A 22943-nucleotide genomic window follows, 5' to 3' on the forward strand; every position below is an offset into this window, starting at 1 on the left:
ATATGTGTCTATCATACAACAAACGTACATTCGATAGGTAGTAAAGTAACAGTTTATGTATGTCGAACAATTAAGATAGCTTCCTGCCATCCGTTGTTCGAAGCCAATTCATCTCCCACCTACTCACTTCGCGTTCCTTGAGGAAGGAGTCTTCTTAAAATGATAAAAAAAAGAAAACAACTTGGATAGGAACAAATTGTTTTCTTATGAAGGGTACAACAAAGAAAGAGTAGGGAAGGAATACACAAACATGCCAATCTAACGGAGTGGAGTAAAATAGGCAAAGACTGAAAAATCAGAAAATTTATAAAGCGAAGTTTCCTATTTAATCTCTTTCTTTGTAAGTATAAGTTTAACATCAATAACAAGATAAAACAACAAAAAAATACAAAATTCTGATAAATTCGACATTAAATTAACTGCTAAATAAATCTTTTACGTTAATATGTGGAAAGTTTCTTATTAAAATGTATTGAATGGATTTTGTAACATTTACAAAAGTGTTTTGGAAGAAATCTGAATTAAAAGGAAACTCAAGTTATGAAGGACTTAGAATATCAACAGAGGGAGCAGAAGCAACTCACTTTAAGTGAGTTGAGTCCCGTTATAAGGCGTACGCGTTACTTAATAAAACGATAATCTTATTTATTTTTGTTATCTAAGTTGCATACTGACAGGTATGCTTTTTTCTTTTTTCAACTGTTCAATTGCTATAGGATAAGTAAAATTTTTATCGACTGGAGTGCCATTTATATGGACAACTCATTGGCTATATATGAAACGAGTTTCTTCCTATTTATAATAGTACTTTGTATAATCATTGAAAACGATAGTTGGTATAAAGTCTCTAATCGAGATAGGATTCATACTCTCTACATCCTGATTTACTCTTTACAGAAGAAAGGAATGAAGTCCCCTCCTATCCTTCGCTACGTGTATGATTCATTAAGTAATTAATACATATAATGTAATATTATGTATATCCATTTTAATTATAAATGATGTAAAAGGAGTGTGTAAACGATTTGTCGATAATTGTAGAAAAATTTTCGGAATTTAAAAAATAAACACTTTTAATTGTAGATTTCATCTTGCCTTTTCTATTTCTGTTCTTTATTTTGAGTAAGGGAATCATACAAATTCTCCAAGTTGGCAGGCTCAAATGAATAGAAGATAAACTGGATCATAATAGATGAACATCGTTATATTTTTCCTTGCCTACATTCCCCGTGTCCCAAGGAAAAATATAGGATGTTGTTCTCTGTTATGTTTTTACCCAATAATTCAAAGCTCTTTTTTATGTAGTGGAAAAAGATTTGAGAGTTCTATGTAAGTACCCTTTACTTGTATCAACAGATTGGTAAATCTTCCTCCAGTGTATCTTCTTTTCGCCTGCTTTTTTTGTATGTTCTTCTTTCAAAAATAACATGTATACGAGGTGAATGCATGAAGAAACAACATGTAGAAAAAAGGAGATGGTTACGGTATTTCATCCATCTCATGGTTGTGACACTTATTGTGTCTTCCATTCCATTAGAGACGGTTGCAGAAACCATTGCTACTAACAAGCAAAATGGGGAATCGACTTCCTCTCAAAGCAATTTTGAAGAGAAACAAAGTCAACCCCAACTACCAGCCGATAACAAACCAAGCGAGGTAGTTCAGGAACGGAAAGAAAATGAAAAAGTATTTGACAATAAGGATGGAACCTTTACAAAACGAATTTATGATAGCCCAGTTCATATGAAAGAAGAGGGAAAATGGGAAGAGATTTCTCCAAAGCTGGTTGAACATAATCATAAGTTTACTACTAAAAAAACAAAAATAAATGTAACCTTCGAACAGGTTATGAAAAACGGGGAATATATACAGTTTGAAGAGAATGGTCATAAAGTTAAGTACAAGCTTCAAGAAGCAAATGGGGAGTCTGGAAGTGTTAAGGCACAGGATGTAAAGCCGGAAGTCAAAGAGAATACGATTTGGCATAAACAAATTTTTCCTGACGTTGACTTACGTAGTATTGTATTTCATACATCTGTGAAAGAAGATATTGTGCTTCAGAAGTATACAGGACACAATGTTTTTCATTATGAAATTCAAACAGATTTAGATGCAAAACAGCAAGATGATGGTTCGATTGTATTTCAGGATCAGAAACAAACGACATTATTTACATTACCAAAACCAACCATGTCTGATTCAAACGTAAATCCGGAATCAGGGGAAACAAATTCTTCTCAAGATGTTACATACACAATAGAGAAAAAAACAAATGGTGTATATCAGCTTACTTTAACAGCCAACGCAGATTGGTTAAAGAGTCCTGAACGAAAATATCCTGTTTATATCGATCCAACAACTGAGTCTACGTATCAGGAAGAACTTCCTGGGTTCGAAAATGCTTATGTATCTAGTGCATACCCGGGAACAAACTATTCTGGTGCAAATAAATTGTGGGATCCTGGTCAAAATGCACATACTTTAAAAGTTGGGCACTATGATGGGACGACAGGTGATAACTATAGTTATTTAAAACAAAATTTAAGTAGTTTAAGTCATGCTCAGATTCAAAAGGCGAAATTTAAGGCATATGCTAAGTGGAATTATAGTACAACTCCAAGTGAAGTATGGCTAAGTAGAGTTAAGTGGTATTGGAGCCCACAGACCATTACATGGAATAATGGTCCTGCTGTTGAAAACATTACTTCTACATCGGTAGGGAGAGAACAGTGGGCTGAATTTGATGTTACAAATACCGTGCAAGAGTGGGTAAACAATCCAAACTCCAATTATGGATTTGCCCTTCATACCAACGGAAATGGAAAGACGCATTGGAAGAAATTTATCGCTACAGAATCAGGAATGGAAAAAGCGCCAGTCTTAGAGGTAACATATTCGTATCCAAGACCAGAGAAAGCGCCAAAAGTGACAGCCCATTCTCATAATAATGCAAGTAACACAGGGTATTTCAACTTAGAGTGGGACGCTGTACCAGGAGCCACTGGATATAAAGTAGGAGTATTCAATGGTTACGAGTATGAATACTACCGCGTTGGAAATGTAACAAACTGGTCGACTTACAACCAAAAAATTTGGCCGACAAAACAGCAAGTCGAAGAAGGTTATTTTGATATGCAAAATAGGGGGACCGGGGAAGAAATTCCACTTGATCCATCTCCTGTTTATACGAATGCATATAACGCTTATAAAGACCAAGGGGCATCGGATTGGAGTAAACAGAAAGCTTACTGGTTTGTGATTGTTGCGGAACATCCGATGGGCGACAGCCCTAGATCCTATTATGCTGAATCTTATGTACCGTTAGATAAGGTTAAAAAGCCAGTCGTATCTACCTATACAAACTTATCTGAAACAAAAAGTGGACACGTATCATTAAAGTGGGATGCAGTGTTAGGAGCCACTGGATATAAAGTATGGGTGTATAATGGGAAAACCTACGATGCAATTGACGTCGGAAATGTAACCTCTTGGTCCACGCAAGGAAGAGGTATTTGGCCGACACAAGCGGAAATCGGTCAAGGAAGGTATCAAGTTCATACGGATGGAAAAGGAGCGGAATTAGCACTGGACCCATCGCCTGTATATAAAAACTCAGGCGGAAATTATGGTAATCATCAAGGATATTGGATGACAGTTTCTGCATATAGTTCGACGCCTTTCCCAGAAGGGAAAATGTCTGAGGATGCAGAATTTCGATTTGCAGATGCTACGCAGCCGTTAGGTGTAGAAGAATTTTGGTCTACTATTGATGTCATCGGTGGTAAAGTGACACCGTTTAATGGGAATTTTGTCATGAATGAGACTGATTTTACACTGGCAGGTCAAGGTCCAGACGTTGTTGTAGATCGTACATACAATAGTCAAGACACTGGAAAAGGTTTGTTTGGAAAAGGTTGGTTTAGCTCTCTTGAAGTAAACATCAAAGAAGCAACTAATGGAGATATCATTTACACAACAGGAGATAAAAACACCTATCACTTCCGAAAAGTAGGGGAAAACCAATATGAAGCTCCAACAGGCATTTATTTAACAGTTGCCAAAAAGAGTGATGGAAATTATACGGTAACCGACAAGAATAAAAATATCATTGAATTTCATAAAGCTGGCTATCTTCTTTCAGAAAAGGATAGTTACAATAATACAGTACAGTATAAATATGAGAATAATAAGTTACTAGAAGTAGTAGATCCTTCTAATCGAACAATCCGATTTTCCTATTATCCAGATGGATATATAAAAGAGGCGGTAGGACCAGAAAATCGTAAGGTAACATTTACATACAACGATGGATACCTAACGATGTCTACCACGCCGGAAGGTCGTCAGTATCGATATGGTTATGAAAATGGAAAACTAACATCTATTAAAGATCCGAAGCATACAGATGCAAAACCATACCAAACTATATTTGGATATGAAAATAATAAACTTGTAAAAATCACGGACCCTGTTGGAAAAGTTACGAGTTTATTCTATAAGCCAGAAGCAAGAGAAGTAATTGAAACAAACCCGAAAGGGAAAAAGACGTCCTATACGTATAATGAAGCGGGTAATCCAGTCAAAAAAATTGTAGATATTGACAATTTAAAGTTGACGACGGAGTATACGTATCGTGGAAATAATTTAGAAAAAACGATTACTCCTAAAAAACAAGAAGAAGCCATTAAGTATGATGGAAATGGAAATGTACTCTCTGTTACGGACGCAATGGGAACGGAGACAGCAGAATATAATAAGAATAATGACGTTATAAAAGTAACAGACAATGAAAATCGTACAACAACAGTTGCGTATAAAGAAACGAATGCAGCTATTTCAGAAACAGATACAGCAGCTTTAACCGCATCTGTGACACATTATGATAAGCATGGAAACCCCATTGAAACAAGTAAAAGCATTGGGACTGGAGCGAATCTTCTCCAAAATCCAAACTTTGAGAGTAACTTGGATAAATGGACATTGTTTACATATAATGATCAAGCTAAGATGGATGCAGGCACCTTCGGTGCGCCAGGAGGGCTTGGTGGCGTTTCATCTTTAAAACTCACTTCAAAGTCTACAAGTGCCGAGTGGGGATATGTAGCGGCCATTCAAGAAGTTACATTAGAGCCGAACAAAACCTATACACTTAGCGGTATGATGAAAACAGATGCGTTACAAAAAGCAGACGCTTTCTATAATGTACAGTTATTCAATGAAAATGGGCAACCTGTAGCTGGTGGAAATGACTGGCATGGTAATCGTTATAGTAATTTGCAAGGAACGAAAGATTGGACCAATCGACAACTTACATTTAAAACGACCAATGACACAAGAAAAGCGAAAATCTATTTAGAGGTTGAGCATACAAATGCTTCTGCAGGTGGAACAGTATGGTTTGATAAGTTACAGTTAGAAGAGGGAGAAGTTTCTTCTAGTTTCAATCCAGTTGTCAATAGCAGTTTTGAAGATAACTGGAGTGGCGGTTTTGTGCCTAACTGGCAGAAGGTCTGTGCAGAGAATTGTCAGCAAAAAGAAATTGTTGCAGAAGGATTTAATGGTGCTGATAGCATTCTCTTAGAACGTAAAGATTTCCAGGCGAAAGATATTGCCTATGCACAGAAATTTGCGGTAAATCAAAAGACAGCAAAAACAATCACATTAACAGCGATGTCTAAGTCTGAAAATGTGGAAAATGAAAGTGGAGAAAAGTTTTCTAAGGATTACTCTGTTTGGGCAGATGTCATTTACGCAGATGGAAGTTGGAAAAACTACCAAGCGATGTTCCCGACAGGAACGAATGATTGGAACCGAAGTGCAGTATTACTGGAAGCGAAGGATCAACCCATTCAAGAGGTTCATATTTATTTGTTACATCGAGGTAAAAACAAAGGGAAAGCATGGTTCGATGATGTTCGCTTAATCGAAGGAAATGTATTAACGAAAAATACGTATGACGCGCACGGTAACGTGAAGACGATTGCTGATGAAGAAGGAAATACAACGTCTTATCAGTATGATGGTATCGGAAATAAAAAAGCGGAAACAGATGAAAAAGGGAATACCAAATCCTTTGATTATAATTTAGATAATCAGTTAAAAAAAGTAACATTAAAAAATGGAACATCTGTAGATTATAAGTATGATACAAATGGGAACACAACAGAAAAACTTGTAACCGCAGATGGAAAATCGCAGGTTCATACCTTTGAGTATGATCAAGATAATAAGTTAAAGAAATTTAAAGACGCTCTGCAGCGTGAAATCAACCATGAATACGATGAGAATGGGAATAAACTCAAAACAACGATGCCAAATGGTCATATACTAGGCTGGACATATGATACAGCTGATCGTTTAGTTGGCGTAACACGAAATGGGAAAGAGGCATTTTCATTCGAACTAGATGCCCATGGGCAAGAAACAAAAGTAAAAGACCATGTCAATGGCATGGAACGTGGAAAAGAATATGATGATGCCGATCGTATCAAAAAGATGACGGATAGTCGTGGTGGTCATGTAGATTGGACGTACCATGATAAGGCAAATAGTAAGAGTGAAAAATTAAAGGAAATTAAATTACAGCATGGCTCTCATCAGAGTACCATTTCTTATGAATACAATCAGCAGGATCAAAATACAAAGGTAACAGAAGGAACACATGCATTCCGATTTGATTATGATGATCATGGAAATGTACGCACGTACACGGCTGGAAATGGTTCTGGTTCTACCTTTAACTACGATCAAACAGGAAAAGTATCTGATTTAGTTGTTGGTACAAAGCCGTACGGTGAAAAATCTGGAGAAACAATCTTACTCGAACGTTACAAATATGATCAAACGGGGAACCGTACTGAGATTGCACGGGACCTTGGAAGCGACAAAAAAGAAATTGTAAAATACGAATATGATGCAATTAATCAATTAAAGAAAGAAACGATATACGAACAAGGAAAAGAAAGTACACCAAAATCGGTAAAAGAATATGATTACGATGGTTTTGGTAACCGTAAAACGGTTAAAGAAACAGTAGCAGGAAAAATAGTAAAAAATGTGAGTCTAGCCTTTAACGCTGGGAACCAACTAGAAACGTACGGAAATGAGAAGTTAAAATACGATGCGAATGGTAACCGTACAGCAGATGGCAAGTATAGCTATACATGGAATGAAGCAGATCAATTAACCACCATTACGAAACAAGGTGAAACGACACCATTTGCGAAGTATAAATACGATGATGACGGTCGCCGTATCGAAAAAGAAGTAAATGGACAAATCATACGTTACTTCTACGATGGTGACAGCATTAATCCGTTATACGAGACAAATGGTAGTGGAGAAGTACTTCGTCAATATGTATACTCAATAGACGGCGTTCGTCTCGCGATGAAAGCACAAGGACAAACTTTATTCTATCACTACAACCCACGTGGTGACGTAATAGCGATGACAGACCAAAATGGACAAGTCGTAGCAAACTATGAATACGATGCATGGGGGAACGTATTAAAGAGTGATGCAAAAGGTATCGCAGCAGAGAATCCATTTGGATATGCAGGATACATGTATGATAAAGAGATTGGCATGTATTACTTAATTGCCCGTTACTATAATCCAGAGCATGGTGTATTCTTATCAATAGATCCAGATCCGGGTGATGAAGATGATCCTGTGACGCAGAATGGATATACGTATGGTGATAATAATCCAGTGATGATGGTGGATCCGGATGGGCATTTAGCATGGTTTGCTCCACTTGCTATACATGGGGCTAGAATAGCGGCTCCTCATGTAGCGCGTTATGCAGCAAAAAAAGGAATTAAAAGAGCAACTTTAAATGCTATGAAAAAGAAGCCTTTTCAAGTACATCACTTTGCAACAAATAAAAGTAAAAAATATACAAGCCAATTCCAGAAAATAAGTAAAAAATATGATTTAGATTTAGATGCAGGTTGGAATAAAAAAAGGATGCGCCATCAGGGGAGACATCCAAATGCATATCATGAATTTATGTTAAGAAATATGAAAAAGATTGATAAGCAAGCTAAAGGGGATAGGAAGCAGTTTCTAAGGTCCTATCGAAGCTTAAGAAAACATGTTCAAAAAAATTCAGATATGCTATATTCACCATATTGGAAAAGTAAAAAGAAGAGGAGATAAAAAATGCATGATATTTATGAATATTTAGAGGAGTTACAGAATGATATTTTTGTACTACAGTGTGAGGAAATTGAAAGGAAATATTATCAAATTTGTGTACAATTAGCAGGTATGGACGCTGCAAAAGAAATAAATACAATAGACATGACGGGATATGAAAAGGAATTGAAAGAAAGCTTTATAGAGGTTAGTAATTATTTAAATAATAATGATATAAAAAGTGTTTATTTTGAATATGATTTAGATAATAATTGGGCTGGACAATATTATTTGTGTGAGGATTATTATCCTATAGAAGAAGAGGATGACGATTGGGCATGTGAATGGGAATTTTGTATAGAAGGTCCAGAACTAAAAGAGTTTAGTACTATATATGATAAATGTGATGGGTTTGATACTACTGAGGCATCACATGGAATTATAATCTTTTTGATTGCACGAACAGTTATTGCGTATATAAAGAGTGTTTCAAAAAATGATTTAGATATGCCTGTTTGTATTGGTTTCCATGACCAAGAACCAATTTTCCGATTGAAAAGGGATTAATAGTTAGTAATTGATACATGGTAGAAGAGAGAATAAACCGAGATAAGATTTGTAGAAAGAAGAGCTGATAATGGCTCTTCTTTCTACTGTCCAAATTATGGGTAGAGAGGTGGTTCGTGCTTTAGTCCGTCAGATGATTTAGGGATAACGAAAACATTTTAATAAAAATATACGTTAAGCAAAATGCGACATAAAGTTATTGTTTCTGTTGCAAAATTCAAAAAAACATACGTCCGCTTACAAAATCCGGTTATCGTTTAAGTAGCTATGAATAATTGCTGTAATTCCTTGTACGTCGAAAAAGAGAAGTCTGGAATCTGACTTCTCTTTTGTTTGTATTAAAGAAACGATATACGAAGAAGGAAAAGAAAGTACACCAAAATCGGTAAAAGAATATGATTACGATGGTTTTGGTAACCGTAAAACGGTTAAAGAAACAGTAGCAGGAAAAATAGTAAAAAATGTGAGTCTAGCCTTTAACGCTGGGAACCAACTAGAAACGTACGGAAATGAGAAGTTAAAATACGATGCGAATGGTAACCGGACAGCAGACGGCAAGTACAGCTATACATGGAATGAAGCAGATCAGCTAACCACCATTACGAAACAAGGTGAAACGACACCATATGCGAAATATAAATACGATGATGACGGTCGCCGTATCGAAAAAGAAGTAAATGGACAAATCACCCGTTACTTCTATGATGGTGACAGTATTAATCCGTTATACGAGACAAATGGAAGTGGAGAAGTACTTCGTCAATATGTCTACTCGATAGACGGTGTACGTCTCGCAATGAAAGCACAAGGCCAAACGTTATTCTATCACTATAGCCCACGTGGTGACGTAGTAGCGATGACAGACCAAAATGGGCAATTTGTCGCAAACTATGAATACGATGCATGGGGGAACGTATTAAAGAGTGACGCAACAGGTATCGCAGCAGAGAATCCATTTGGATATGCGGGATACATGTATGATAAAGAGATTGGTATGTATTACTTGATTGCGAGATAATATAATCCAGAGCATGGTGTGTTCTTATCTGTGGATCCTGATCCGGGTGATGATGATGATCCTGTAACGCAGAATGGTTATACGTATGCGGATAATAATCCAGTTATGGGCGTTGACCCCGATGGACCTTTGCCGTGGTTAGCAATAAATGCGGGGTTTGCAGCGTATGATGGTTATAAAGCGTATAAATCTGGAGCTAGTTGGAAAAGAGTTGGAATGGCTAGTGCTAGGGGATTTGTAGGTGGTGGAAGATATGGAGCTGCGAAAAGAGCTTTGAAAACAGCTGGAAATCTTGCACGGCCAGGGAAGTATGCAAAAGCTTCAATACCTGCGTTTAAAGGACAGTCACGTAATTTTTCTGCTCAAACTAGAAAAACTATAAACAAACTTGGAAACAAGCAAGGTTGTCACAGTTGTGGTATAAGAAAACCAGGAACTAAATCTGGGAATTATATTCCTGATCATCAACCGCCCAATGCCCTTGCTAGGGGGAGAAAACAAAGGTTGTATCCTCATTGTAAAACTTGTTCTAGTAGACAAGCTGGAAAAGTAAGTGCTCTATCAAAAAAGCAAAAAGCAATCCGAAGAAGATAAAGATATTTTGGTAGTAATAGAACAGAAAAACAAGGTAGCAGTTTGATTGAAGTTGTGTTAATGATTGATTAATTATAAAAGATAGGAGAGTAAACTTTGAGAAGAAGAAGACAAGCAGGGAAAAAATTACAAAGAAATCTAGATTCTATACCTATGTGCTATGGGAGCGATGCACCATACTATTATTATGAAGTGGAACCTCAAGATAGAAGTAAAAGATTATATTTAACCACAGATATTTGTATTATGGATAATGAATATTATTTTATTAGAGGTTGTATCGAAGTTCCGGTGATAGATTCTTGTGAAACGTTTATATGGGACGTTTGGGTATCCATAAGTGAAGAAAATTACCGTAAAGTGATACAGGCTTGGGATGATAGAGAAAGAGATAAATCAAATCCCTATTTTGGTTGGTTATCTACTTCAATTCCAGGATATCCAGATACGTTAAATTTAAAGACAAATATTCATATCCGTGAAATCGGTGTAAGACCTGTTATTGAATTAGAACCGACTAATCATCCATTAGCAAGAGAGCAAAGGGAAGGTATTAGTATGGAGAGAATTAAAGAAATTCATAGTTTAATGCAATAAGACTACTTAGCAGTAAATGAATTTGAAGTTTACTATATAGGGGGGATTTGTGAAACCAGTGACAGGATAACCATTAAATTCCTTCACTGGTTTATATTCTATATTCCATCTTAATAGTTATTTTAAATAACCATATTAGAAAAATAAAATAGCACACTTTGATATGGAATAAATAAATTGTTTATTTTTATTGTTTAAAGGCTACTGGAATGTTATAAATGGTGGTGTGTTAATACATTTTTAGGAGGGTAAGTGTGAAACAAGATATTTTAAAAATGTTAGATAAAAAGCAGAGTAATTATGAGTTTCCAGCATTAGATAATGCAGTGATAGATACGTCGCAAGTAAAGTTCTCTATTTTGTTTAGAAATAAAATAGATTGGTTAATGGTTTTTCAATTTGTAGGAGTAGATTCTTTAGGTATATCTAATCATATTCAGGTTTATGGTGATGGAATCGAATATTCAATCATTGATGATAGGCTTATCCAATTGAGGGAGGATGAATATGAAATATTTGATAATAGTGGAGAATTTCTATTAGATCTTTATAATGGGCAGGTATTACTTAGAGGACATAAATATGAATATAATTTTACTAAAAAGCATTATGAGGATACAGGGATTGATATTAAAAATATAGAGTCCTATCCAACATATTTAATACGTATGATTGCTGAAGATGAAAAAGCAAAAAGTTTATTATGGTGGAATAAACAGGACATTACAGAAGCATTAGGGATTAATGATGATTGTGAATTGTGGTATGAAACGGAAGGATGGCAACATGTGGAAGATGAAAAAATAAGTGAAAATAAATTCTTCCAATCAGTAGCTTTGGCAATAGAGAATAGAAACCTTAATCTTATTGTTACAGGAGAAGTTAACACTCATTGGAAAAATTGGACAGAATTTGATTATGAAAATTCACTTTAACAAAATACAGACGTTATGTGTAAAAAGAAAGATTTTGGTGCAAAAATAAAACAAAAAAGAATACAGCACATATATTCCTAATGGAATTATATCTTAGGTGTTTTTGCCCATCCTTTTGAAAAGGAGGAAATCAGAAAAAAGCAAGCTTTTCTTTTAAGAAATCTTGCTTTTTTCTAAGTTATCTTCATATTCTTTGACTCTTCTATAAAATGTATTGCTCTTCATCCCTACTTTTTGCATTGCTTCTACTGCAGTAATTTTATGATTTTTCCATTCTTGATAAGTTTCTATAAAATTATCATCAATTTCAATTTTTTTGCGGCCAAATTTAACTCCTTTCTGAAGTGCAATTGTAATACCTTCTTTTTGTCGTTCACGAATCCTTTTTCTTTCATCTTCAGCCATATAACTCAATAACTGTAAAATTAAATCTGAAATAAGAGTTTCAATTCCATTTAAATCTTTATATTTCATTGTATTAAGAAGGGGCATATCTAACACAACGATATCAATTTCTTTTTTCTTAATTAACTCTTGCCATTCGTCTAAAATCATTTGTTTATTTCTTCCCAAACGATCTAGTGATTGAATATATAAAATATCTCCATTTCTCAACATACACTTCATAAGTTGATATTCAGGACGTTTAAAATCTTTTCCACTCGCTCTTTCAATAAAGATATACTCTTCAAGAATACCTATTTCTGATGCAGTCGCAAGCTGTCTCTCAATAGATTGATCTTTACTACTTACTCTAATGATTGCTCGTTACTATAATCCAGAGCATGGTGTATTCTTATCAGTAGATCCAGATCCAGGTGATGAGAATGATCCTGTGACGCAGAATGGATATACGTATGCAGGGAATAATCCTGTTATGTCAGTAGATCCAGACGGCCATGCCTTTTGGCTAGTGGTTAATGCTGGTTTTGCAGCTTATGATGGGTACGGAGCCTATAAATCTGGAAAAGGAGCAAGAGGAATCGCTAAAGCGGCTGCTAAGGGTGCTATTGGCGGTGGAAGGTTCAAATATGGTGCTAAAGCTGCACGCCAAGTAGCTAAAAGCGTCAAAAGCCATAAACATCATGCATTTCCAAAATATATAGGTGGACATTCTAAACAACCGTTAGTTAAGGTTCCAGTTGCTGTTCATAGACAACTGCATAAAGAAATGAGAAGCTTTGCACAGTCGAGCAGTAAACACAGTACAAAATACTATAAAAATTTGAAACAGAATAATCCGAAGGCTTACAGAAAAATTTTGAAAAATACTTATAAATTTTATGATACCAAGTACCCTCAGTATAAAAAAGCTTTTGTACAAGGGGTTCACTATTCAAATAAACATGGATACTTTAAGTAAATAGTTCAATGAGTGGTATAAATCAGGAGGCTATATATGTTAAAAAGACAAACTTCAACGCTTATGTTAGAAGAGAAAAAACTTTTAATATCGAAGGTAGTATGTACAATATATGATAATTTTATTGTATTAAAAGCCCAAAATAGAAGAGTACAGTTAGAATTTTTTTGTCCTACAAATAAATTGCTTGTGGAAGATGATTTTTTAGATATCTATTTAAATATATATCCTGATTTTATTCGTAAGGATTATAGTTATTATTATAAAGAATTTAATTTTCAAGGATCAAGAATAAATATTGAGGGAAAATCCTTTGAGATTTTGAATGGAAATATTCAAATTGACTATTTATCTATAAGGACTTTTTCTATAGAAATGGAATTAGAATTAAGAACGAATAGTGGTTTGAAAACCATGAGTACATTATATTTATATCCCTTTATTGAAGAATCTGTCAGGAGTGAAAGAAATGAGTACTTTAACAACCTTGTTCCTCAAGTAGTTAAAGAGGTGGAATCAACAATGGATGAATCTATTGGAAAACCGATAGAGGAGCTAAATCTTGAAGATTTTTCTTTTTCATCCATTTGGGAATGGGATTTAGAAAATGAAAGTTTTGGGTATCAAGATGAAACTTGGATCAGGCCATCAACTGTTAATAGTATATTTGAAATAGATAATATGGATGTCTTTATAAAAGCCGATTTATTATTAAAGGACGAAGATAGTTTATACAAATGTATTTTAAACATAGATGTAGACCAAATAGCGCAGACTTTTTCTGTTATAGAAGGAGCTGTATTTGTAAATGAGGAGTATCTCGATTTGAGAGATTTTTTATTCAATCCAAAAGTAAATATACAGAAGATAGTTTTTCAGATTCAAGATCAAACATTTGAAAAGATGAGCCCAATAAATTATAGAAAAAAACAATGGGATTTAACTTTTTCTTGGAGTAATTAAGGTGAAGTATATAAAATTATAATTGAGGGTAAGCGTCAAACTGGTTCTGTTGCAAAGTTCCAAAAAAGTATACGTCCGCTTACAAAATACGGTTATCGTTTAAGTAACTATGAATAATTGCTGTAATTCCTTGTACGTCGAAAAAGAGAAGTCTGGAATGTGACTTCTCTTTTGTTTGTATATAGTGTGAATCGTTTCGATTCCTTTCAATGTACGTGAAGCATGGCGAAGACTTTGAAACCCTGAGGATGACCTGGTTAAATGGTGAGAAGAAAAATTTACTAAATTCAAACCAGTAAGTAAGTAAGTAAGTAAGTAAGTAAGAAGAATGAAAATTATAAATATTACATGCAGTAAAATGGCAATAAATATAAAAATAGAAATAAATACAAAAAATGTTTTGTAACAGGCTAGTATTAAATATCCCTCTAAAATAAAATGAAAGACTATTCTAAATTAAATTTTAGATAGTCTTTTTTATTGTAAAAATAAGGGCCTGAAGTATTATGATAAAGCGAACAGCAAGTCAGAAAAGTTAAAAGAACAAGCAATTACACATGGTGGATACAGTAGTAAGATTGCGTATGAGTATAATACTGGTGATCAAAACACAAAAGGAATAGATGGTGTATCAACTTATCGATTCGATTATGATGATCATGGAAATGTACGCACGTACACGGCTGGAAACGGTTCAGGTTCAACCTTTAACTACGATCAAACAGGAAAAGTATCTGATTTAGTTGTTGGAACAAAGCCGTACGGTGAAAAATCTGAGCAACCATCTTACTCGAACGTTACAAATATGATAAAACGGGGAACCGTACTGAGATTGCACGAGACCTTGAAAGCAACAAAAAAGAGATTGTAAAATACGAATACGATGCTATCAATCAATTAAAGAAAGAAACGATATACGAAGAAGGAAAAGAAAGTACACCAAAATCGGTAAAAGAATATGATTACGATGGTTTTGGTAACCGTAAAACGGTTAAAGAAACAGTAGCAGGAAAAATAGTGAAAAATGTGAGTCTAGCCTTTAACGCTGGGAACCAACTAGAAACGTACGGAAATGAGAAGTTAAAATATGATGCAAATGGTAACCGTACAGCAGACGGCAAGTACAGCTATACATGGAATGAAGCAGATCAATTAACCACCATTACGAAACAAGGTGAAACGACACCATTTGCGAAATATAAATACGATGACGATGGTCGCCGTATCGAAAAAGAAGTAAATGGACAAATCACACGTTACTTCTATGATGGTGACAGCATTAATCCATTATACGAGACAAATGGTAGTGGAGAAGTACTTCGTCAATATGTCTACTCGATAGACGGTGTACGTCTCGCGATGAAAGCACAAGGACAAACGTTATTCTATCACTACAACCCACATGGTGACGTCATTGCGATGACAGACCAAAATGGACAAATTGTCGCAAACTATGAATACGATGCATGGGGGAACGTATTAAAGAGTGACGCAACAGGTATCGCAGCAGAGAATCCATTTGGATATGCGGGATACATGTATGATAAAGAAATTGGCATGTATTACTTAATTGCGCGATACTATAATCCAGAGCATGGTGTATTCTTATCAATAGATCCAGATCCGGGTGATGAAGATGATCCTGTTACACAAAATGGATATACGTATGCAGATAATAATCCTGTAATGAAGATTGATCCGGATGGGCATAAAGCATGGAAAAAGAAAGGAAAACGTATTTGGTATGCAACGAAGGCCGGTGCTAAAGCAGGTGCTAAGGCTGTTTATCAAAGTTATGCTAGTATTGGGAAGGCCTTATCCTTATCAGTGGGGTTCTCTATTGGATATTCTAAAGGGAAATTTCAATATAAAAAACAGAACAGGCCAGCTTATAATAAAGCCTACGTAAATAAAGCTGCTAGAAAGGCTGGACTTAAAGTAGGATTTAAAGTGTTTTGGGGCGTTGGGTTAATAGAAGATGCTTATACTTTTGGATCGGCGGCATATAAGGGATATAAAAAAGCGTATAAAAGTTATCGTTAAAATAATAAAAAATCTAAGTGAAGAAAGTGATAGGGTAAATATAAATGATAAATATTTATGTTATAGACAATTTGTTTCCACTAATATTAAAATATCCAATACGGATAATTTTAATATTAGCAGGGTTAGGTTTGATTCTTAAGTGTATAAAGCAAAGACTCTTTTTATCAGCAGTACTTATGGTATCCGCACTCGCTTTACTTATTATTGTTACTTTTACAAATATTTTAACATCAGTACTAACAGATATTCCTCTCACAGTACAGTATGTTAGTTTAGTAATCTTTACGATAATTTATTGTTTTATATTTGATTATGAGTTATCCCGTAATTAAATAACGTAGAACTAGAAGTGGAACACTATACTATTGTAAGGTTATAAAAATTATGTTGCTAAGTTTTGTAACATCCAACTAGATTAGAGATTTGTCACTAACTAGAATTCAACTATGGTGCTTATCCCATCCCTTTGAAAAGGGGGAATTAGAAAAAAAGCAAGCTTGCCTTTTAAGGAAGCTTGCTTTTTTCTAAGCTATATTCGTATTCTTTGACTCTTCTATAAAATGTATTACTCTTCATTCCTACTCTTTGCATTGCTTCTACTGCAGTAATTTTATGATTTTTCCATTCTTGATAAGTTTCTATAAAATTATCATCAATTTCAACTTTTTTGCGGCCAAATTTAACACCTTTTTGAAGTGCAATTGTAATTCCCTCTTTTTGTCGTTCACGAATCCTTTTTCTTTCATCTTCAGCCATATAACTTAATAAATGCAAAATTAAATCTGAAATAAGGGTTTCAATTCCATTTAAATCTTTATATTTCATGGTGTTAAGAAGGGGCATATCTAACACAACGATATCAATTTCTTTTTCCTCAATTAATTCTTGCCATTCGTCTAAAATCATTTGTTTATTTCTTCCCAAACGATCTAGTGATTGAATATATAAAATATCTCCATTTCTCAACATACACTTCATAAGTTGATATTCAGGACGTTTAAAATCTTTTCCACTCGCTCTTTCAATAAAGATATACTCTTCAAGAATACCTATTTCTGATGCAGTCGCAAGCTGTCTCTCAATAGATTGATCTTTACTACTTACTCTAATGATTGCTCGTTACTATAATCCAGAGCATGGTGTATTCTTATCAGTGGATCCTGATCCAGGTGATGAGGATGATCCTGTGACACAGAATGGGTACACATATGCAGATAATAATCCAGTGATGATGACGGATCCAGATGGTAAATGGGCATGGTTAGTACCGGTTGCAATTGCAGGTGGAATGGTAGCAGCTAGGTATGGTGCGAAATATGCAATCCGCTATGGTGCGAAATATGGTAAACAGGTAGCAAAGTGGGTAGGTAATAAGGCGAAGACAGTTTATAATAATTATAAACACTCTGGGGCTGTGAACAAAAAATTAAAAAATATAGGGAAGCAAACTAATAAAGTACAGCATATTTTAGCTCCAAAGCACAATTGGAATAAAGTTACAAAAAAACCAGGTGATTTTAAATCTGTTTCTAAAGTTATGGGGAAGGTAATGAGGAAAGGGAAGGAAACACCATATAAAAAATCAAGTTATCAAAGAACTATGAAGGTGAAAGGACAACAAGTAACGGTTACGTATGCTAAAAAGAACGGGAAGATATATATATCAAATGGGTGGGTAAAATAATGAATAATTTGTTAAAAGATGCAATTTATCGAGGAGACATTGGAAATGCTATAGCACATGCAAATAAAATAAGTATTGAGGAATTAGAGGATTTATTAATAGAATGGTCTTTTAATGAACCCAATATTATTGTATACACTTTCTTGACTAGTTATTTAGAGAGTCGAAATGATGCTAGATTACATTCACTAGCATCAGATATTTTATGTCATCCACTATGTCATTTAGAGGGGGCATACCTAGCTGCTTTTTATCATGCAAAGAAGTGTATCGAATTGGAGCCTAATAATATGCAATATAGGGAGTTTTTATTGTTTTTTGCTAGTGTTCCAGATGATGTTTTTGAAGAAAAATCAGCTATGAATTGGGCAAAAGATATATTAAAAGATGACCCAAACAATGAGGTAGCTAAAAATTATATAGAAGAAAATTTATGACAAATGGATAGTAAGTTCGTTATTTGAATTGGAAAATGAATGTTTGCTATATGATGTAGAATAAATGAAAATAGAATAATAAACAGAGAAGTAATTGAAAGAGGGAAGAGCTGATGTGATGTAGACTCTTCTCTCTTTTTGTATACAATTAATTTTTGTTGATTATAAAATCATAAGAAGAAGCGTTATACTACAACCCACGTGGTGATGTCATTGCGATGACAGACCAAAATGGACAAGTTGTCGCAAACTATGAATACGATGCATGGGGGAACGTATTAAAGAGTGATGCAAAAGGTATCGCAGCAGACAATCCATTTGGATATGCGGGGTACATGTATGATAAAGAAATTGGCATGTATTACTTAATTGCTCGTTACTACAACCCAGAGCATGGTGTATTCTTATCAATAGATCCAGATCCGGGTGATGAAGATGATCCTGTGACGCAGAATGGATATACGTATGGAGATAATAATCCGGTGATGATGACAGATCCAGATGGTAAGTGGGCATGGCTTGTACCGGTAGCGATAGCAGGCGCTAGAATAGTTGGAAAATATGGTGTGAAATATGGAAAAAAAGCGGCTAAATGGACAGCGAATAAGGCAAAGGATGCATGGAAAAATCGCAAATACACCATTCAGGGGCCGAGCAAAAGAGATGGTAGGATATTTGCGATTGTAAATCGCAAAAAAAAGCAGACAAAATCCACCGATTCTAGATTGTTTGCATTGGATTATCATCAAATTAGAGAAAATAAAAAAAGGACAACCAGAAAGGTTTTACATTTGTATTGGAACTATAAAAAGAATAAACATCATATTATATATCCTAAAAGAAGTAAGGTGAAATGGAAATAAAATAATTATAACCTTGAGAGAAAAGAAGGTGCATTATGGATTTTACATTCGAAAAGGTTCAACATATCGAAGATGAAAATATATATCGTGTTAGTAATGTAACTGATATATATGAAACCGATTTATTTGATGATTATAATCGTAATGTTGATAACTTAAGTTTGCTTTTTCAAGAGAGGATTAATCAGTTTATTGTACATGTAGATAAATCTGAGGAAAAAAGTTTAAAAGAAGAAATAGATTCTAAAAAAATTTCCTACACAGTTTTTGATTTGGGAAGAAGGGACATTTTCTTTATTTTTAATTCTATACCAAGGACAGAAGTATTATATATAATCAAGTTGTTTTATGGTGTAAGTATAGAAAATACTTTGGCTATTATCAGTTTAGGAAATAGCGTTGACATTAAATTAGAGAAAATAAATCAAAGTAAATTTATGGAGCGTTTAATGGGAGAATGCTTTGTACCACAAATCAAATTGGTTCCATCATCGGCGTGTGCATTTATTCAATATGATGGTGCGCTTTTAACAATTGCTAGTAATAATTTGGATATTTGTGCAACATAAAAATAATAAAATGGAATTATATCTTAGGTGTTTTTGCCCATCCTTTTGAAAAGGAGAAAATTAGAAAAAAGCAAGCTTTCCTTTTAAGGAATCTTGCTTTTTTCTAAGCTAAATTCGTATTCTTTTACTCTTCTATAAAATGTATTACTCTTCATTCCTACTCTTTGCATTGCTTCTACTGCAGTAATTTTATGATTTTTCCATTCTTGATAAGTTTCTATAAAATTATCATCAATTTCAACTTTTTTGCGGCCAAATTTAACACCTTTTTGAAGTGCAATTGTAATTCCCTCTTTTTGTCGTTCACGAATCCTTTTTCTTTCATCTTCAGCCATATAACTTAATAAATGCAAAATTAAATCTGAAATAAGGGTTTCAATTCCATTTAAATCTTTATATTTCATGGTGTTAAGAAGGGGCATATCTAACACAACGATATCAATTTCTTTTTCCTTAATTAATTCTTGGCATTCGTCTAAAATCATTTGTTTATTTCTTCCCAAACGATCTAGTGATTGAATATATAAAACATCTCCATTTCTCAACATACGCTTCATAAGTTGATATTCAGGACGTTTAAAATCTTTTCCACTTGCTCTTTCTATAAAGATGTATTCTTCAGGAATACTTATCTCTGCTGCGGTTGCAAATTATCCCTTAATAGATTGATCTTTACTACTTACTCTAATATAAAAGAATTTTCTTATTAAGGTAGGTTACGTTAAAAATAGTAAATTTGTGAGGAAACAAATTCTAAAAGATAGAATGCTAGTAAGAAATAAAAATATACCTGTTAAGGGAGAGCGCATTGGCACTTTTATAAAAGTGCTCGAACTGGAAAAGTAGGTGCTTCTAAAAAAGTGTTAAAGATGTTAAAAAGAAATGGAATAAGCTACACAATTCATGGTTAAAAGGAAATAGAGGAGGCTAGAAAATGTATGTATCAGGAGTAGGTATCTTTGAAGATGATTTATCTGAAGATATAAAGTTTGATTTTCAAAATTTAATAAGTGATGGATATAGTTTAGAGAAAGCTACTAGTATATTGATAAGCAAATATGTTCCATCATTAAGAAAATATGAAGAAAATGTTTTTTGGATTGCCTTAGCGGCAATCCAATGGGAAATGGGAAGACTGGAACCTCTGGTTAAAGAAAAAGCAATTAATATTATTGATAATAAATCAGATTTAAAACGTTGGTGGAGAGAGCCTGAATTAAAAGAGAAGAGAGAGAAGGTTTTAAAGAATTTAAAAGAAAAATTATTATCCCCCAACTCCAAAATCTAAAAAGACAAAAAAGAAAATGATTCTGAAAATTGATCTAGCTCAGCTCCAAAAACTTTGCAACAGAACCCTTATGACTATGTATATATAATAGTTAACTTCCCTCTATATAGATATGCAATTTTACATATCCATATAGAGGAAGAAATAAGCGAAAAGTATTGAAAAGTTATACTGAAATAATTTTTCTGGAATGAAAATTCACCTAGTTAAATTAAATTAAGTACCTTTTTATTAGTACTATTAAATTATAATTATTTTAATTATAGTAATGAAGTTGCATAGCAATTTTAGAAGTATAGTATTTTAATTTCTACACATATCAAATAATTAAGATAAAAAAACAAAAAAGGACAAAATTATACAAAAATCAACAAAATTTTACTATATACGCAATGAAAATTTGATGTTTTAATAAGGGCACAAGATGTTAGTTACATTTTAAGACATATAAAATCAAGATTATCTTCGTATATGCCTTTTATGTAATGACTTAGGAAATAAGTTTATAGTAGAGCATTATGTACAAATGTTTACAATCTATATTCCTAAAAAATCATCTTTAAAATAATCTATATAGATTAATAGTTACAATGTTAGGTTTCAGATTAATTAAAATTTAGTCCAACTATTTTATCAAAAGGCACCAATAAATGGGAGGGATCACCATGAAAAAAGCGTTAGTCGCAGGGTTATTAGTTACAGCAGTATCTACAAGTTGCTTCTCACCTGTAAATACTTATGCAGAAAGTAATACAACTTATTTACAACCAAGTAGTATACTTGGACCCGCTATGGATAGGTTATCAAATTCGATTACGAACTTAGGATCACAGACGCCATTAATTCAAGGATATGGGCTAATCATATTACAGCAACCAGATCTTGATGTAAGTACTATATATGGAATAACAACTGATCAAGCCACTATAAGAAACCATGTTCGAGACTGCCTGGATGTAAATAACCACAAATTATCCGTTGTAAATCAAGAGATACAGAGTTTCGGAATAAGATTTACAAATTACTACAATAAATTAGTTGAACTATCTGGAAAGATGAATGAAGATCCGGAAGCAAGAGCATTATTTGTACGTATTTTTAACTTACTTCAAGGTGACGTTCAAAAAATTCAGTATAATATGAAAATAACTTCGGAAGACTTAAACGATTCTAAAAACGAATTGGTTGAAGATAGTAATAAATTTTCTAGTAAAGTTAGCAAAGCGTTTGAATCTTATAAGGGTTCCGACGGTGACATTGAAAAATTAAGAACGGAAATGGGACAACTTAATGCAGGTATTCAAGAAGATTTTGAAAAACTTCTAGCTCTACCAAAAGAAAATCTAGACGGTTCTTTAAATATTACAAAGTCGGTTATTAATATTTTGAAAGACGGAGTTAAGGATAAAACTGTAGACGTGTCTAATTTGGAAGCGGTTTATAACCAATATGGACAACTCACAAATGATAAAGTAACAGAACTGAATAAAGCTATTGCTCAAAAGCAACAGAAACTAATTCAATTGGTACAAAATTTATCGAATATTGAAGTGCAAGCAACTCAAATGACACTTATTGAGCAGCAATTAAATAACTTTACAAGAACAGTTAAAAAGCAAACTCAGAGTTTTGACAATCTAGTAAGTAGTTGGGACACCTTTAATATCATAATGATTGAAACGGGGACAAGTCTTAATACTGATGCAAAAATAGATTCAAATTCATTACAAGCACGATTAAAAGAGCTTAAACAGTTTACGGATGAATTGAAAAAACAAACAACGGAATATCAAGAGAGTGTTACAAAAATAAAAGTAACAGGATGAGATTTGTAGAATCCAGAACAATAATTCTTAATAATATAATGTAAGGAGAGA

Annotated in this window: 15 protein-coding genes and 6 pseudogenes; 15 read left to right on the forward strand and 6 right to left on the reverse strand. The window is 33.9% G+C overall.

Annotation, left to right across the window (positions count from 1 at the left end):
* Window positions 1-657: 657 nt before the first annotated feature.
* Window positions 658-738: pseudogene (locus JDS95_RS28205) on the reverse strand (IS6 family transposase); the annotation flags it as partial.
* Window positions 739-1446: 708 nt separating this feature from the next.
* Between JDS95_RS28205 and JDS95_RS28210 the strand changes: the two are divergent.
* Together JDS95_RS28210 and JDS95_RS28215 are read left to right on the forward strand one after the other, a co-directional pair.
* Window positions 1447-8163, forward strand: a complete 6717-nt coding sequence (locus JDS95_RS28210) for a DNRLRE domain-containing protein (protein ID WP_033661069.1) — start codon at window positions 1447-1449, stop codon at window positions 8161-8163.
* A 3-nt stretch (window positions 8164-8166) separates the two neighbouring features.
* A complete protein-coding gene (locus JDS95_RS28215) occupies window positions 8167-8709 on the forward strand; it encodes a hypothetical protein (protein WP_000543728.1) in 543 nt (180 codons plus the stop codon).
* A 257-nt stretch (window positions 8710-8966) separates the two neighbouring features.
* On the opposite strand, the pseudogene JDS95_RS32260 reads toward JDS95_RS28215, so the two are convergent.
* Window positions 8967-9047, reverse strand: a pseudogene (locus JDS95_RS32260) (IS6 family transposase); the annotation flags it as partial.
* A 2-nt stretch (window positions 9048-9049) separates the two neighbouring features.
* On the opposite strand from JDS95_RS32260, the pseudogene JDS95_RS31370 reads away from it, so the two are divergent.
* The 3 genes and pseudogenes from JDS95_RS31370 to JDS95_RS28235 all read left to right on the forward strand — a co-directional run.
* Window positions 9050-10321, forward strand: a pseudogene (locus JDS95_RS31370) (RHS repeat domain-containing protein); the annotation flags it as partial.
* 96 nt (window positions 10322-10417) lie between these two features.
* Window positions 10418-10918 carry a DUF2199 domain-containing protein gene (locus JDS95_RS28230; RefSeq protein ID WP_001254398.1) on the forward strand — a complete coding sequence of 167 codons (501 nt, stop codon included), beginning with the start codon at window positions 10418-10420 and terminating at the stop codon, window positions 10916-10918.
* Window positions 10919-11172: 254 nt separating this feature from the next.
* Complete coding sequence (locus JDS95_RS28235; protein ID WP_000806605.1) at window positions 11173-11853, forward strand: DUF7003 family protein; 681 nt, start codon at window positions 11173-11175, stop codon at window positions 11851-11853.
* 153 nt (window positions 11854-12006) lie between these two features.
* Here JDS95_RS28235 and JDS95_RS28240 read toward each other — a convergent pair whose 3' ends face one another.
* A complete protein-coding gene (locus tag JDS95_RS28240) occupies window positions 12007-12615 on the reverse strand; it encodes a recombinase family protein (protein ID WP_033661072.1) in 609 nt (202 codons plus the stop codon).
* On the opposite strand from JDS95_RS28240, the pseudogene JDS95_RS28245 reads away from it, so the two are divergent.
* Window positions 12611-13216: pseudogene (locus JDS95_RS28245) on the forward strand (RHS repeat protein); the annotation flags it as partial. The gene JDS95_RS28240 and the pseudogene JDS95_RS28245 sit on opposite strands and share 5 nt — an antisense overlap.
* Before the next feature lie 36 nt (window positions 13217-13252).
* Window positions 13253-14179 (forward strand): hypothetical protein, encoded by a 927-nt coding sequence (locus JDS95_RS28250; RefSeq protein ID WP_000919992.1) that lies wholly within the window; start codon window positions 13253-13255, stop codon window positions 14177-14179.
* A gap of 99 nt (window positions 14180-14278) precedes the next feature.
* Here the strand turns inward: JDS95_RS28250 and JDS95_RS31375 are convergent.
* Window positions 14279-14431 (reverse strand): annotated as a pseudogene (locus tag JDS95_RS31375) (IS6 family transposase); the annotation flags it as partial.
* Between the two features lie 250 nt (window positions 14432-14681).
* Between JDS95_RS31375 and JDS95_RS28255 the strand changes: the two are divergent.
* Both JDS95_RS28255 and JDS95_RS31950 read left to right on the forward strand, forming a co-directional pair.
* A pseudogene (locus tag JDS95_RS28255) lies at window positions 14682-16222 on the forward strand (RHS repeat domain-containing protein); the annotation flags it as partial.
* Between the two features lie 44 nt (window positions 16223-16266).
* Window positions 16267-16557 (forward strand): hypothetical protein, encoded by a 291-nt coding sequence (locus JDS95_RS31950; RefSeq protein WP_000608385.1) that lies wholly within the window; start codon window positions 16267-16269, stop codon window positions 16555-16557.
* A 172-nt stretch (window positions 16558-16729) separates the two neighbouring features.
* Here JDS95_RS31950 and JDS95_RS28260 read toward each other — a convergent pair whose 3' ends face one another.
* Window positions 16730-17338: a recombinase family protein gene (locus JDS95_RS28260; RefSeq protein ID WP_199647732.1), complete on the reverse strand. Its 609-nt coding sequence runs from the start codon at window positions 17336-17338 to the stop codon at window positions 16730-16732.
* On the opposite strand from JDS95_RS28260, the gene JDS95_RS28265 reads away from it, so the two are divergent.
* From JDS95_RS28265 to JDS95_RS28280, 4 genes are all read left to right on the forward strand, one after another.
* On the forward strand, window positions 17334-17909 hold the full coding sequence (locus JDS95_RS28265; protein WP_000561927.1) for a polymorphic toxin type 35 domain-containing protein: 576 nt from the start codon (window positions 17334-17336) through the stop codon (window positions 17907-17909). The two genes, JDS95_RS28260 and JDS95_RS28265, sit on opposite strands and share 5 nt — an antisense overlap.
* Window positions 17909-18346 (forward strand): hypothetical protein, encoded by a 438-nt coding sequence (locus JDS95_RS28270; RefSeq protein ID WP_001061275.1) that lies wholly within the window; start codon window positions 17909-17911, stop codon window positions 18344-18346. The genes JDS95_RS28265 and JDS95_RS28270 overlap by 1 nt, the downstream gene beginning before the upstream one ends.
* Before the next feature lie 218 nt (window positions 18347-18564).
* Window positions 18565-19209, forward strand: coding sequence for an RHS repeat domain-containing protein (locus tag JDS95_RS28275; RefSeq protein ID WP_000132033.1), 645 nt, complete (start codon window positions 18565-18567; stop codon window positions 19207-19209).
* Window positions 19210-19244: 35 nt separating this feature from the next.
* Window positions 19245-19778 carry a hypothetical protein gene (locus JDS95_RS28280; protein WP_000347974.1) on the forward strand — a complete coding sequence of 178 codons (534 nt, stop codon included), beginning with the start codon at window positions 19245-19247 and terminating at the stop codon, window positions 19776-19778.
* Window positions 19779-19861: 83 nt separating this feature from the next.
* Here JDS95_RS28280 and JDS95_RS28285 read toward each other — a convergent pair whose 3' ends face one another.
* The gene (locus JDS95_RS28285; protein WP_199690927.1) at window positions 19862-20410 is read right to left on the reverse strand and encodes a recombinase family protein; all 549 of its coding nucleotides are present in this window, start codon (window positions 20408-20410) and stop codon (window positions 19862-19864) included.
* Window positions 20411-20712: 302 nt separating this feature from the next.
* On the opposite strand from JDS95_RS28285, the gene JDS95_RS28290 reads away from it, so the two are divergent.
* Entirely contained in the window at window positions 20713-21066 is a 354-nt protein-coding gene (locus JDS95_RS28290; protein WP_000289512.1) for a hypothetical protein, read from the forward strand.
* A gap of 665 nt (window positions 21067-21731) precedes the next feature.
* Window positions 21732-22892: a non-hemolytic enterotoxin subunit A gene (gene nheA, locus JDS95_RS28295; protein WP_000709940.1), complete on the forward strand. Its 1161-nt coding sequence runs from the start codon at window positions 21732-21734 to the stop codon at window positions 22890-22892.
* Window positions 22893-22943: the final 51 nt, after the last annotated feature.

The organism is Bacillus cereus group sp. N24 (assembly GCF_016483345.1).
GTDB classification, from domain to species: Bacteria; Bacillota; Bacilli; order Bacillales; family Bacillaceae_G; genus Bacillus_A; species Bacillus_A toyonensis.

What these genes read in the sequence shown, in the direction of transcription:
- JDS95_RS28210 (WP_033661069.1), top strand. Translation starts at nt 1,447, where the DNA reads ATGAAGAAACAACATGTAGAAAAAAGGAGATGGTTACGGTATTTCATC.
- JDS95_RS28215 (WP_000543728.1), top strand. Translation starts at nt 8,167, where the DNA reads ATGCATGATATTTATGAATATTTAGAGGAGTTACAGAATGATATTTTT.
- JDS95_RS28250 (WP_000919992.1), top strand. Translation starts at nt 13,253, where the DNA reads ATGTTAAAAAGACAAACTTCAACGCTTATGTTAGAAGAGAAAAAACTT.
- JDS95_RS31950 (WP_000608385.1), top strand. Translation starts at nt 16,267, where the DNA reads ATGATAAATATTTATGTTATAGACAATTTGTTTCCACTAATATTAAAA.
- JDS95_RS28265 (WP_000561927.1), top strand. Translation starts at nt 17,334, where the DNA reads ATGATTGCTCGTTACTATAATCCAGAGCATGGTGTATTCTTATCAGTG.
- JDS95_RS28270 (WP_001061275.1), top strand. Translation starts at nt 17,909, where the DNA reads ATGAATAATTTGTTAAAAGATGCAATTTATCGAGGAGACATTGGAAAT.
- JDS95_RS28275 (WP_000132033.1), top strand. Translation starts at nt 18,565, where the DNA reads ATGACAGACCAAAATGGACAAGTTGTCGCAAACTATGAATACGATGCA.
- JDS95_RS28280 (WP_000347974.1), top strand. Translation starts at nt 19,245, where the DNA reads ATGGATTTTACATTCGAAAAGGTTCAACATATCGAAGATGAAAATATA.
- JDS95_RS28290 (WP_000289512.1), top strand. Translation starts at nt 20,713, where the DNA reads ATGTATGTATCAGGAGTAGGTATCTTTGAAGATGATTTATCTGAAGAT.
- nheA (WP_000709940.1), top strand. Translation starts at nt 21,732, where the DNA reads ATGAAAAAAGCGTTAGTCGCAGGGTTATTAGTTACAGCAGTATCTACA.